Source organism: Geomonas oryzae, assembly GCF_004117875.1.
Classification (GTDB): domain Bacteria; phylum Desulfobacterota; class Desulfuromonadia; order Geobacterales; family Geobacteraceae; genus Geomonas; species Geomonas oryzae.
This window is the reverse complement of record NZ_RAHW01000001.1, coordinates 722457-735623: the sequence shown is the minus strand read 5'-3', so window position 1 is coordinate 735623 and position 13167 is coordinate 722457. Positions and strand designations below refer to the sequence as shown.

Annotated in this window: 9 protein-coding genes; 6 read left to right on the top strand and 3 right to left on the bottom strand. The window is 62.8% G+C overall.

The features are described 5' to 3' along the window. Positions 1 to 56: 56 nt before the first annotated feature. From selB to D6Z24_RS03255, 3 genes are all read right to left on the bottom strand, one after another. The gene (gene selB, locus D6Z24_RS03265; RefSeq protein WP_129125100.1) at positions 57 to 1967 is read right to left on the bottom strand and encodes a selenocysteine-specific translation elongation factor; all 1911 of its coding nucleotides are present in this window, start codon (positions 1965 to 1967) and stop codon (positions 57 to 59) included. A 210-nt stretch (positions 1968 to 2177) separates the two neighbouring features. Next, the gene (locus tag D6Z24_RS03260) at positions 2178 to 3983 is read right to left on the bottom strand and encodes an ABC transporter ATP-binding protein (RefSeq protein WP_129125099.1); all 1806 of its coding nucleotides are present in this window, start codon (positions 3981 to 3983) and stop codon (positions 2178 to 2180) included. Between the two features lie 301 nt (positions 3984 to 4284). Next, positions 4285 to 5994, bottom strand: coding sequence for an ABC transporter ATP-binding protein (locus D6Z24_RS03255; RefSeq protein ID WP_129125098.1), 1710 nt, complete (start codon positions 5992 to 5994; stop codon positions 4285 to 4287). A gap of 581 nt (positions 5995 to 6575) precedes the next feature. Between D6Z24_RS03255 and D6Z24_RS03250 the strand changes: the two genes are divergently transcribed. The 6 genes from D6Z24_RS03250 to D6Z24_RS03225 all read left to right on the top strand — a co-directional run bounded on the left by D6Z24_RS03250 (position 6576) and on the right by D6Z24_RS03225 (position 13074). After that, the gene (locus tag D6Z24_RS03250) at positions 6576 to 7160 is read left to right on the top strand and encodes a 4Fe-4S dicluster domain-containing protein (protein ID WP_129125097.1); all 585 of its coding nucleotides are present in this window, start codon (positions 6576 to 6578) and stop codon (positions 7158 to 7160) included. Next, the gene (locus D6Z24_RS03245; protein ID WP_129125096.1) at positions 7157 to 8113 is read left to right on the top strand and encodes a CoB--CoM heterodisulfide reductase iron-sulfur subunit B family protein; all 957 of its coding nucleotides are present in this window, start codon (positions 7157 to 7159) and stop codon (positions 8111 to 8113) included. Before D6Z24_RS03250 ends, D6Z24_RS03245 begins: the two co-directional genes overlap by 4 nt. 31 nt (positions 8114 to 8144) lie before the next feature. Beyond that, positions 8145 to 10142 (top strand): CoB--CoM heterodisulfide reductase iron-sulfur subunit A family protein, encoded by a 1998-nt coding sequence (locus D6Z24_RS03240; RefSeq protein WP_129125095.1) that lies wholly within the window; start codon positions 8145 to 8147, stop codon positions 10140 to 10142. Between the two features lie 179 nt (positions 10143 to 10321). Then, positions 10322 to 10837 (top strand): hydrogenase iron-sulfur subunit, encoded by a 516-nt coding sequence (locus tag D6Z24_RS03235; RefSeq protein WP_129125094.1) that lies wholly within the window; start codon positions 10322 to 10324, stop codon positions 10835 to 10837. A gap of 70 nt (positions 10838 to 10907) precedes the next feature. Next, entirely contained in the window at positions 10908 to 11852 is a 945-nt protein-coding gene (locus D6Z24_RS03230) for a 4Fe-4S dicluster domain-containing protein (RefSeq protein ID WP_129125093.1), read from the top strand. 214 nt (positions 11853 to 12066) lie between these two features. Then, positions 12067 to 13074 carry a 4Fe-4S dicluster domain-containing protein gene (locus D6Z24_RS03225; protein ID WP_129125092.1) on the top strand — a complete coding sequence of 336 codons (1008 nt, stop codon included), beginning with the start codon at positions 12067 to 12069 and terminating at the stop codon, positions 13072 to 13074. The last annotated feature ends 93 nt before the right edge of the window (positions 13075 to 13167 follow it).

Below are 13167 nucleotides of genomic sequence, written 5' to 3'. Positions count from 1 at the left end.
CCTCAGTGCCCTCTGTGCTCCTCGGTGTCCTCTGTGGTAATGCTTTTCCCTTCTGTCTAACCCTTCCTGAGGATCCTCTTGTCACCCATGCGGATGGTGAGCTTCTCGGAGTCGAAATACTCCAGGAGCGGAATCATGAACTTCCGGGAAAGCCCCGTGACGTCGCGGAATTCGGGAGGGGTGATCTCCTTCTTCTCCTTGAGAAGGGCGACCAGTTTTTCGCGCAGCTCGGAAACCGCACCGGGGGCGTAGAAGATGTCTCCCTTGATCTTCGCCACCCTCCCCTCGCGAAACATCATGTTGGCGTGATCAAGCACCTGCTTCTCGGTGGCGCCGACCAAATCGCAAAGCTCCTTCAGGGTCGGCGGCTCGAACCACCCCTTGGTCAGTGCCTCTTCCAAGGTCCGCTGCACGCTGGCCTGGTCCTGGGTGACCCCCACCTTGCGCCCGGGGAGCTTCACGAGCTCGCGGTCCGAAAGGGCAAGGCCGTCCTTCTCGAGGCTCGCGAGCACCGGCCCGAAGAAGCGCGCGTCGCTGCGCCTCGGGATGCGCGACTTCAGTTCCTCCTTGCCGATACCCTCCTGCATCGGGTTCTCCTGCAGGTATTCCGCCAGCTCGTCGGAAAGCTTTTTCTTCAGCGTCGCAAAGGCATCCTTGCTCAGGAAGATGCGCGGTTCTTTGACCACCTGCAGCACGGCGCCGCTGGAAAGAAGCGGTGCGAGGGCTCCCTCGATCCTTTTGCCCGACATGCCGGAACGGTTCACCATCTCCTGGATGGAGATGCCGGAGAGGAGCGAGGAGTCAACGAGGAGCTTGATCCTGTCCTGATCCACGCCGGACTCTGCGGCGGCCAAAAGCTCGAGGGCCTCGGCGGAACGGCGACGGCGGCGCGGCGGTGCGGGATCTAGTACGGTGCCACCCCCGAGGGTCGCCTGCGGAGAATAAGTACGGAGCACGAAGGGGTCGCCCGGGAGCAGGAGTACCGGGTGCTCGAGACGCAACTGCACGTAGGCGCTCTCGCCGGGCTGCAGCGAGTCGCGGTCGAAGAGGATGATCTTAGCCGGGACCTCGTAAGTGGCCGAATGGAGTCGGATCGAAGCGCGATGCTTCAGTTCCTTCTGCGCCGAGGCGAGGTAGTTGAGCCGGACGTCGACGGCGGAGGTCGGCTTGTAAAGCCCCTTCGGGACGACGACATCCCCGCGCTGCACGTCGGTGTGATCCACCCCCTGCAGGTTGACCGCGAGTCGCTCACCCGCCCCACCCTTCTCGACCTTGGAGCCGAAGGACTGCACGCCGCGCACGCGGCAGGCGATGCCGGAGGGGAGGATCTCCACCTCGTCGCCGACGGTCACGGCACCGGCAAGGAGGGTGCCGGTTACCACGGTGCCGAAGCCGGTCACGGTGAAGACGCGGTCGACCGGGAGGCGGAAGGGCGAGTCGACCCGCTTTTGCTCGATCTCCTTCGCCATTTTGATAAGTTCAGCCTTCAAAGCGTCGATACCGTCGCCGGTACGGGAGGAAACCGCCACGACCGGGGCTCCGGCCAGGAAGCTGTCGGCGAGATAATCGCGCACCTCCTCGGTCACCAGGTCGAGCCAATCCGAGTCCACCATGTCCTTCTTGGTCAAGACGACGATGCCGCGCTTCACACCGAGGAGCTGGCAGATCTCCAAGTGCTCGCGGGTCTGGGGCATGATCCCCTCGTCTGCCGCGATGACGAGAAGAACGAGGTCCATCCCCCCCACCCCGGCAACCATGGTACGGACGAAACGCTCGTGTCCCGGTACGTCGACGATGCCGAAGCGGAGGTCGTTCGCGAGCTCGAGGTGTGCGAAACCAAGTTCGATGGTGATGCCGCGGGCCTTCTCCTCTTTGAGGCGGTCCGTGTCGACGCCCGTCAACGCCTTTACCAGCGAGGTCTTACCATGGTCAATGTGTCCGGCGGTGCCGAGTATCAGATGCTTCATCAGGGTGCTCCGTGAAAAAATTCTTTCCTATATCGCAATTTTTCTATCAAAGGTCAATCTTTCTCATTGATCGGAAGGAAGCCCCAGCCCTCGCCCTCCGGGAGAGGGCGGCCGTAGGCCGGGTGAGGGCTTTGCCACAAAGGGATAAAAGGTGCAGCTACCAGCGCCCTCGCCCCCGCCCCCGCCCCTCTCCCGGAGGGCGAGGGGGACCTAATCCTTGAACTGCAGCTGGTAAAGCCGGTAGTAGAGCCCGCGCGCGGCCATGAGCTCCGCGTGGGTGCCTTCCTCCGCCTTCTCTCCGCGGTGGATGACGGCGATGCGGTCGGCATCCCGGATCGTAGAGAGACGGTGCGCCACGACGAGCGTGGTCCGCCCCTGCATCAGCCCCTCAAGTCCCTGCTGGATAAGCCGCTCGCTCGCGGTGTCGACGCTCGCCGTCGCCTCGTCCAGTACCAGGATCTCCGGGTCGAAGGCGACCGCCCTGGCAAAGGAGATGAGCTGGCGCTCCCCTGCGGAGAAGTTCACACCGCGCTCACGCACCTCCTCGTCGTACCCCTTCGGAAGTTCCCGTATGAAACGGTCCGCGCCGACCACCGCCGCCGCCTGTTCCACCCTTTTCATCGCTTCCGGGTCGCCGAGCGAGATGTTGTAAGCGATGGTCCCGGAAAAGAGGTACGGGTCCTGGAGCACGACGCCGATCCTGCGGCGCAGCTGCTGCAGCGGCATGTCGCGCAGGTCGGTCCCGTCTATGGTGATCGAGCCGCGCTGCACGTCGTAGAGCCGGGATAAAAGCCGGGTTACCGTAGTCTTGCCGCCGCCGGTTTCCCCGACGAGCGCCACCTTCTCGCCGCGTTTCATCTGCAGCGAGACCCCTTTGAGCACATAGTCTTCGCCGTTGTAGGCAAACCAGACGTCGTTGAAGCAGATGCTCCGCAGCGCATCCTGCGGCGTCACTGCGCAGGCCGGTACAGCGGGTTCATCCTTGCTGGGCGCAGGCGCCGCCCCCGGCTCCCACTCCTTGTTGTCGAGGAGGGTGAAGATGCGCTCGAGCGACGCCATCGCCCCCTGCATCACCGAGTACTTCGCCGAGAGGTCGCGGATCGGTGAGAAGAACTTCTCTATGTACTGAATGAAGGCGACGAGCGCACCGAAGGAGAGCGTCCCCCTGATGATCTCCCCGCCGCCGTACCAGATGATCAGCGCAACCGCCACCGATGAGAGCGATTCGACGACGGCGTAGAGGGCGGCGTCCCATGTGATGACCGGGAGGTTCGCCTCCACGTAGGACTTGTTCAGCCGCTGGAATTCCCTGGCCTCGTCCCGCTCGCGGTTGAAGAGCTGCACCACCGCCATGCCGCCGAGGCTCTCGGTGAGGAAGGCGGAGAGGTTCGCCTGGCGGGAGCGCACCTGCCGGAAGGCGACGCGCATCCAGTTGCGGAAGGAGAAGGCGACCCAGATGAGCAGCGGCAGCACCGAGAAGGTGACCAGCGAGAGCTTCACGTTCATCCAGAGCATGATGCCGACGATCCCCGCCAGCACGAGGATGTCCCCGACCACGGTGACGATCCCCGCCGCGAACATCTCCCCCAGCACCTCTATGTCGCTGGTGAGGCGCGAGACGAGGCTCCCCACCGGGGTCTGGTCGAAGAAGCGGGCGGAGAGGCGCTGGATGTGGGTGAAGAGCTGCACGCGGATGTCGTACATGACCCGCTGTCCAACCCAGGTCAGCATGTAGACCTGCGCGAACATGAGGAGGGATTCGGCGAAGATGATGCCGAGGAAGGCGGCGGCAAGGGCGGGAAGTCCTTCCATCTGCCCCTTAACGATATGGCCGTCGATGGCCATCTTGAGGATCCAAGGCTGGGAGAGCTTAGTTACGGCGATGAAAGGAAGGAGGGCGAGCGCCGACACCAGCGTGCGCCGGTACGGCAGGATGTAGGCGAAGAAGCGCCCCATCAGGCGCCGATCGTACATCTTGCCGACTACTTCGTCCTCGTATATGCCGCCGAAGTGCATGTTTCTCCCTTTAAACCATTAAAAACCGAACACCTAACGCAAAGACGCAAAGGCGCAAAGAGAATCTTTGAAGGTTTACGACCCCATCCCATTCAGCGATCAGCTTCCGCTAGTCCCCTCTCCCGCCGGGAGAGGGTGCCCGGAGGGCGGGTGAGGGCATTGCCCCAAAGTGAGATGTTGCCGCTGCCGACGCCCTCACCCTGTCCCTCTCCCAGAGGGAGAGGGGATGTGGGCATTATGTTTTTTTTCTTTGCGTCTTTGCGTCTTTGCGTTAAGAAATTTGCCTTGAAAGCCTTTGTCTTTAAAGCCTTTCTATCTCCGCCTTCAACTGCTCTTCCCGGTGGATCGCGGCGTAGCGGCCGCCGAGCTCCAGAAGTTCCGCATGGCTCCCCTGCTCTACTATGCTCCCCTGCTCCAGCACGATGATCTCGTCGCAGCCGCGCAGTGGGGAGAGGCGATGCGAAACGATGAGCACGGTCCGCTCTCCGTAATAACCGGACAGGGCGGAGAGGATCTCCTCCTCGGTATCGGCATCGACGGCGGAGAGTGGATCGTCCAGTATCAGTATGCTCGGCTCCTTGATCAGCGCCCGGGCGATGGAAACGCGCTGCTTCTGCCCGCCGGATAGCGTTACGCCCCGCTCCCCCACCAGGGTGTCGAGCCCCTGAGGGAAACGCGCGATGTCCCCGGCAAGCCCCGCGATGCGCGCCGCGCGCTCGATCTCCTCGCGGGTTGCACCCGGTTTGCCGTAGCCTATGTTGTCGGCGATGGTGCGGGAAAAGAGAAAGGTCTCCTGCGGCACGAAGCCGACCGCGGAGCGGATGCCCTGCAGGGGAAGGCGGTTCACATCGATGCCGTCGATGAAGAGCGTCCCGTCGGCAACGGGGAAAAGCCGCGGGATGAGCCGCACCAGGGTCGACTTGCCGCTACCGACCACCCCCACGATGCCGATGCGGGACCCCTTCCTGATCTTCAGATCGATGCCGCGCAGCATGTCGGTGCCGCCGTAGGAGAAGGAGAGCCCCCGGTACTCGATATGCCCCCCGATGTGCCCGGGGTCCACCGGATCGTCCGATTCGACCACCTCGGGGCGGGCGTTCAGGATCTCTCCCAGGCGCCCCATGGAGGCCGCGCCCCTCTGCATCAGGTTCAGGATCCAGCCGAACATGATGGTCGGCCAGACCAGCATGGCGAGGTAGCCGTTGAAGGCAACGAAACCGCCGAGCGTCAAGCCGCCGCTGATTACCAGGTTTCCGCCGACGAAGAGCACCACCAGCGTCCCGAGCGCGCCGGTCGCCGCCATCACCGGCAGCATGAGCCCCCTGATCTTGGCGACGGCCATGCTCGCCTCGCTGTAGCTGTCGCACGCGGCCCCGAAGCTCGCGATCTCCCCGTCCTCGCGGCTGTAGGCACGCACCACGGCGGCGGCGGAGACGTTCTCCTCGACCCGGGTGGTGAGCCGCGCGAGCGCTTCCTGCATGAGTTTCGAGGTGCGGAACATGGAGGAACTGAGCCGCTTCACGATGAGCACCATGATCGGGAACGGACCGACGGCGCAAAGGGTGAGGAAAGGGGAGATGCGGGTCAACAGGATGAGTGATGCGGTGTAGATGATGACGGTGTTGAGCGAACTCAGCACGCCGAAGCCCAGGAGCATCCTGACGTTGGTGAGGTCGTTGGAGAGGCGGGAGAGGATGTCACCGGTGCGCCAGTTCGAGAAATAGGTACGGTCGAGGGTAAGCAGCCTCGCGTAGAGGTCTTCGCGCAGCCGGTACTCGATGCGCCGCCCCGCGTTCAGAAGCGTCGTGCGGGAGAATACGCGGATCACTCCCTGCCCCACCGCGGCGGCCGCGATCATGCCGCCGAACTGCGCCGGGGAATATCCCGCTTTCGCCGGGGCCTGCAGCGCCTCGATGGCGAGCTTCATGAGCCAGGGAATTGCGAGGCCGCACAGGTTGGTCCCCACCAGAAGGAGCGCTCCCAACAGGTAAGCCCCCCGGCAATCGCGCATGTAGCGGTATACTCTTCTCAACTCGCCGATGGTTCACCTCGCACGGATAACGCCCCGGTACTCTTATTACATTTGGCATTTTCTGTCAAAGTATTTGCGAATTCCAATCTCGCTGTTTGATTGTTTTAAAAAATTGTAAACACGCCCGAAGTCTCCTCTTAAGCCAGCCTCATCCACGCCGGCCGCCGGATAGGCGTCTTCTAACCAATTTCAACGGAACTTCAGTGACTTCCACGTCAAATTCCCGCACAACCCTTGTTGTTTTAAAATGGCGCATTTTTGTACAAATTCGCGACCGAAATTCAGCCAAAGAAAGGTCGTTTCTGCAGCCATTTTCATAAATATCATTGTTTTTCAAACCTTTCCGAAGCAAACAAATGCTTGCTTTTTTGTTTTAAAATGGCGTATAGTCCTCCCCAATTTCCTGTATGACAAAATAATCGCTCACTTTAAAACACTGTTCTCGCAAAACAGAAAAACCGTCCCTTAAGGGCTTGCCTTTTCCCTTTCCATGGGCGTATGATTTCGAACTGTTTATTAACAAGATGGTCGCTGGCCATTAACCAGTCACGAGGTCCGCAGTGAAAAACAAGTTGATGCACCTCTCCAACGAGACCATGAACGTCGGTTTCGTTAAAAAGGTGGAAGCGCTCTCCGGCAGCTCGGTCCGGCGCTGCTTCCAGTGCGGCAAGTGTTCCGCCGGCTGTCCCATGTCGACCTTCATGGAGCACCCGCCCAACCGGATCGTGCGCCTGCTGCAGTTAGGCCAGGGGCAGCGCGTCCTCGCCGGCCGCTCCATCTGGTACTGCGCCTCCTGCGAGACCTGCACCACCCGCTGTCCGAACAAGGTCGACCTCGCCGCCATCATGGACGCGCTCAGAAAACTCTCCTGGGACGCCGACGGCCCCTCCAAGGAAAGCTACGTGCAGCTCGCCAACCGGCTCTTCATCGAGAACATCCGCACCTACGGCCGCCAGTATGAACTGCGCCTGGGCGCCATCTTCAACATGAAGAGCGGCCAGTTCCTGAAGGACCTCATGCTCGGACCGAAGCTCATCTCCAAGGGAAAGCTGAAGATGTTCCATTCCAAGAACCGCAACATCGGTGAGATCGAGGGGATCTTCAAGAGAATCGAGGAGATGCGCAAGAAGGGGGAGGCACTGTGACGCCCGGCAAGAAAAAACTCAGTTATTCCTACTATCCCGGCTGTTCGCTGCACGCCTCCGGCCGCGAGTACGACATCTCCACCCGTGCCCTTTTCAAGGCGCTCAACGTCGGGCTCAAAGAAGTGCCGGACTGGTTCTGCTGCGGCGCGACCCCGGCCCACAACGTGGACGAGCTCCTGTCCCTTTCGCTTTGCGCGAAGAACCTCTCCCTCGCCGACCAGGTCGAGGGTGACCTGGCGGTCGCCTGCGCCGCCTGCTTTTCGCGCCTGAAGACCACGCAACACCACCTGAAAGAGGACGCTACCAAGAGAAAGCAGGTCGAATACGCCATCGACGGCCCCGCGTCGCTCAACAAGCCGGTGAAGCACATCCTCGAGATCCTCGCCCGCGAGTATGGCCTCGCGAAGCTCGAGGAGAGCGTGAAGAAGCCGCTCATGGGGCTCAAGGTCGCGGCCTACTACGGTTGCCTCCTCACCCGCCCCCCCGAGGTACCGGAACTCGACGACTGCGAGGACCCGAGCATCATGGAGGACATCCTGCGCGCGCTCGGCGCCGAGCCGGTCAAATGGTCGCACAGGATGGAGTGCTGCGGCGCCAACTTCACCCTCTCCCGTCCGGGCGTCGTGCTGAAGCTCTCCAACGCCATACTGGAATCGGCGCGCCTCGCCGGGGCGGACTGCATCATGGTCGCCTGCCCCCTGTGCCACGGCAACCTCGACATCCGCCAGAAGGAGATCAAGGAGGCCTTCGGCGCTCCCGACTCGACGCTGTTCGGCAGCATCTTCGGCTCCGACCTGCCCATTGCCAACACCAGCGAGGACCGGCGCGACCTCCCCATCTTCTACATCACCCAGCTTGCGGCCCTCGCCATGGGCGTCGCCTCGCAAAGCCTCGGTTTCGAGAGCGTCATCATCGACCCGAAACCGCTGTTGAGAGATAAACAGCTGCTCTAGCCCCCGGCGGCAGCAATGGATTGAGGAGCTTATGTCCAGAATCGGCGTTTTTGTTTGCCACTGCGGCGAGAACATCTCCCGCACCGTGGATGTGGAGCGGGTCGCCAAGGCCGCGGGAGAAATCCCGGGTGTGGCGTTCTCCTGCGATTACAAGTACATGTGCTCGGACCCGGGACAGAGCCTTCTGAAGAAGGCGGTCGCCGAGCACAAGCTGGACGGCGTGCTCGTCGCGGCCTGCAGCCCGCGCATGCACGAGAAGACCTTCCGGAAGGCGACCGAGTCCGCCGGGCTCAACCCGTACCTGTGCGAGATGGCGAACATCCGCGAGCACTGTTCCTGGGTCCACGAGGACCGGGAGAAGGCGACCGAGAAGGCGACCGACATCGTGAAGCTCATGGTGGAGCGGGTGCGCAAGGGTAAATCCCTCGCCCCGATCACCGTCCCGGTCACCAAGCGGGCGCTCGTCATCGGCGGCGGCATCGCCGGGATCCAGGCGGCGCTCGACATCGCCGACGCCGGGCACCGCGTGGTGCTGGTCGAGCGCGATCCCTCCATCGGCGGGCACATGGCCCAGCTCTCCGAGACCTTCCCGACGCTCGACTGTTCCCAGTGCATCATGACGCCCAAGATGGTCGACGTGGCGAACCACCCGAACATAACCCTCTACACCTACGCCGAGATAGAAAAGGTCGACGGCTACATCGGCAACTTCCAGGTCACGGTGAAGCACAAGGCGCGCTCCGTGGACCAGTCCAAGTGCACCGGCTGCGGCGTCTGCATGACCAAGTGCCCGAAGAAGAAGATCCCCAACGAGTTCGACCAGGGGCACGGCATGCGCCCCGCCATCTACGTTCCCTTCCCGCAGGCGGTACCCAACACGCCGGTCATCGACCGGGAGAACTGCACCATGTTCCAAAGCGGCAAGTGCGGCGTCTGTGCCAAGGTGTGCGGTCCCGGCGCGGTCGATTACGAGCAGCAGGACAGCTTCACCGTCGAGGACGTGGGGGCCATCGTGGTCGCCACCGGTTTCAAGCTCTACACCATCGACAGGAAGCCCGACGACAGCCCGATCCAGGGTTACGGCGAGTTCGGCTACGGCACCATTCCCGACGTCATCGACGGCCTTACCTTCGAGAGGCTCGCCTCCGCCTCCGGCCCGACCGGCGGGAAGATCCTGCGCCCCTCCGACGGCAAGGAACCGAAGCAGGTGGTCTTCATCCAGTGCGTCGGCTCGCGCGCCAGGGAAAAAGGGATCTCCTACTGTTCCAAGGTCTGCTGCATGTACACCGCCAAGCACACCATGCTCTACCACCACAAGGTGCACGACGGGCAGGCCTACGTCTTCTTCATGGACGCGCGTACCCCGGGCAAGGGTTACGACGAGTTCTGGCGCCGCGCCGTCGAGGAAGAGGAAGCGGTCTACATCAGGGGGATGGTCTCCCGCATGTATCAAAAGGGAGACAAGATCGTCGTGATGGGGAGCGACATCCAGGTCGGCGTCCAGGTGGAGATCGAGGCGGATCTCGTCGTGCTAGCCACCGCGGTGCAGGCCCAGGACGGCGCGGATCTCCTGGCCCAGAAGCTCGGCATCTCCTACGACAAGTACAACTTCTACTCCGAGGCCCACGCGAAGCTGAAGCCGGTCGAGTGCGCCACCGCCGGGATCTACTTGGCCGGTGCGTGCCAGGGGCCGAAGGACATCCCCGACACCGTCTCCCAGGCATCCGCGGCCGCGGCGAAGGTGATGACCCTGTTCGCGAAGGACCAGCTGGAGCGCGACCCGGTGGTCGCCAAGGTGAACGAGAAGTACTGCGTCGGCTGTTTCGCCTGCAAGAAGGTTTGTGCCTACGGAGCGATCGAGGAGAAGGAGATCAGGGACCGCCAGGGGAATCTGGTGAAGAAGGTAGCGTACGTGAATCCCGGCGTGTGCGGCGGCTGCGGCACCTGCCAGGCCACCTGCCCCTCCAAGTCCATCGAGCTCGACGGCTACACGGACGAGCAGATCATGGCGATGATCGAATCGCTGTAACGACCAGAGGCCGTTCAGCGTTCAACGTTCGACGTTCAGCAAGCCTTCAGGTGAATGGCTTCTTTGCGGTGACAAGTCGATCAACAGTAATGAAGCAAGTCAGTCTAATTTCCGTTCCGCCAGGGCGAGCACGTTATCGAACGTCGAACGCCGAACGTTGAACGGCCTCTGAGGTTTCCATGCCCGATTTTGAACCGAAGATAGTCGCCTTTGTCTGCACCTGGTGCACCTACGCGGGGGCGGACCTTGCCGGCACGAGCCGGATGCAGTACCCGCCCAACGTCAGGGTGCTCAAGTTCCCCTGCACCGGGAGGATCGACCCGGTCTTCATCCTGCGCGCCTTCCAGAAGGGGGCGGACGGGGTGCTCGTTTCCGGCTGCCACCCGGGCGACTGCCACTACATGGCCGGCAACTTCCACGCCCGGCGCCGCTTCGCCGCCTTCCGCGCCCTGCTCGACTTCGTGGGTGTCGACCTGAACCGGCTCCAGTTCTCCTGGGTCTCCGCCGCGGAGGGGGGTAAGTGGGTCGAGGTGGTGACCGAGCTGACCGAGCGGGTCCGCACCATGGGGCCGATGCCGGAGTTCAAGGAGCTCGAGCACGAGGAGTTGTGGTCCACCTTCGCCGGAGCTGCGGGTGGCAAGTCAGCGGTCCTCAACTCGCCGGAGCTGAAAGAGGCGTATGACAGCATAGGGTAGGAATGTTAGATGAAGCTCCCCCCGATAAACCAGCGCTGCGGCAATCACCACGGCGCCAACGGACAACGACATGAACGCTAGAGCAAACAAGAACCATCTGACCAGCATCGAACCGGCCTACTACGAGGCGGTCACCGAGGCGATCCGCAAGGAAGCGGTGAAGATCCTTAAAGAGGAGACGGTGGTCGGCGTGGTCGGCTACCTCCCCGGCCGCCGCAAAGGAACCGCCACCCCGGCGTTGGTGACCTCGGTGGAAGAAGCGGAAAAACTCATCTTCTCGCCCGCCTGCGTCAACAACCTCTCGGTCTACCTCACCAAGGCGAAGAAGGGCGTGCTGAAGCAGGGCAAGGTCGGCATCGTCGCCAAGGGTTGCGACATGCGCGCCCTAGCCGGCCTGATGACGGAATCGCAGCTCCAGCGAGAGGACCTCTTCATCATCGGCGTGGTCTGCCCAGGCGTGTACGGTTTCGGCGTCGAGCGGACCGGGACCTTGACCGAGGCCAACATCGCCCGCAAGTGCCGTGAGTGCACCGTGCACATGCCGGAGGGGGCCGACGTCGCCGCCGGAACCCATGCCGAGCTTGCCGACCTGACCCCGGAAGAGGCGGAGGAGATGGCCCGCATCGAGGCGATGCCGCAGGCGGAGCGCTGGGCTTTCTGGAAGGAACATTTCTCGCGCTGCATCCGCTGCATGGCTTGCCGCCAGGTCTGCCCCTTCTGCTACTGTGAACAGTGCCTGTGCGACAAGAATCGGCCGCAGGCGGTGGAGAGTTCGCCGCGTCCCGCCGGCAACATGGCTTGGCACCTCGTGCGCGCCATGCATCTCGCCGGACGTTGCGGCGGCTGCGCCGAATGCGAGCGCGTCTGCCCGATGGACATCCCGTTGAACCTGTTGAACCGCCGCATGGCAAAGGAACTGAAGGAGCTCTATGACTTCGAGGCGGGTCTCGCCCCGGTGGAAAAGGGGCCGCTCAACCAGTACAAGGAGGACGACGACCAGTCGTTCATCAAGTAGCTAGCCTGCCCTTTCCAACGCCCCCAGACATCCCCCTCGCCCACCGGGAGAGGGCCGGGGTGAGGGCGACGGCAACTGGCAGAAATGATTGCAGCAGCTTGATTATGCATCGCTATCGCTCCGCCCACCGCACCATTACATAAGCCGGCAGCGCCCTCACCCCTGCCCCTCTCCCGGAGGGAGAGGGGGAACCGGCGCAAGCAAAGAGAACCCTATGCAGATCATTACGGAACAGAACCTTCGCAATCTGATCGACCTCCTGGTCAAGGAGGCCAAACTCGTCGTCGGGCCGAAGCTGTCGGGATCGGTCGTCCTCTACGAACCGCTCACGGCGGGGACCGAGCTGACCCTCGACGCGCTGCCGCGCCGCTCCTCCAAGGAGCTGTTCTTCCCCGTCTGCGAGGACATCCTCTCCTACAAGCGGGAAGGCGGCGCCATGAAGGTGACCGACGTGGACCGTTCCAAATTCCCGGAAACGGTGCTGATCGGCGCGCCCCCCTGCGATGCCGGCTCCCCCTCCATCCTGGATGCCGTCATGTCCTGGGACTACAAGGACGAGTTCTACCTGGAGCGCCGCCGCAAGAGCACCATAGTCGGGATCGCCTGCACCAAGGGTGACGACGCCTGCTTCTGCCGCGCGGTAGGCCTCTCTCCGGACGCCGAGAACGGCAGCGATCTTTTCCTGACCCCGCTCAAGGACGGCTCCTACGCATGCAACGCCGTGACCGAGAAGGGACAGGCCCTGGTCGCCGCGCACAAGAACCTTTTCGCGGAAGGGGCCGGGGCCGAGCCCGTGCCGTTCGTGGATCAGGCAGTCCAGAAGCTCGATCTCGTCAAGATCAAGAAGTGGCTCGAAGAGCACTTCGAGGACCCGCTCTGGGAGAGAATCGCGGACATCTGTGTCGGGTGCGGCGCCTGCGCCTTCATCTGTCCGGCCTGCCACTGTTTCGACATCAACGACGAGGGGAGCACCGACGACGGCGTGCGGCGCAAGCACTGGGACGCCTGCGGCTTCGCGAAGTTCACCAACCACGCCTCGGGGCACAACCCGCGCGACGTGCAGAACAAGCGCTACAGAAACCGCATCATGCACAAGTTCAAGTACTACGACGACAAGTTCGGCAAGACCCTTTGCACCGGCTGCGGCCGCTGCATCCGCGCCTGCCCCGTCGGCATCGACATCGCCGAGATCCTGGAGACCATAAACGCCAAGCAGGACTAACCACATCTCTCCCCCTCCCTTGACGGGAGGGGGTCGGGGGGTGGGTGAAGGTGCCGACGACAACGCCGATGGCCACTTCCCCCCCACCCCGGC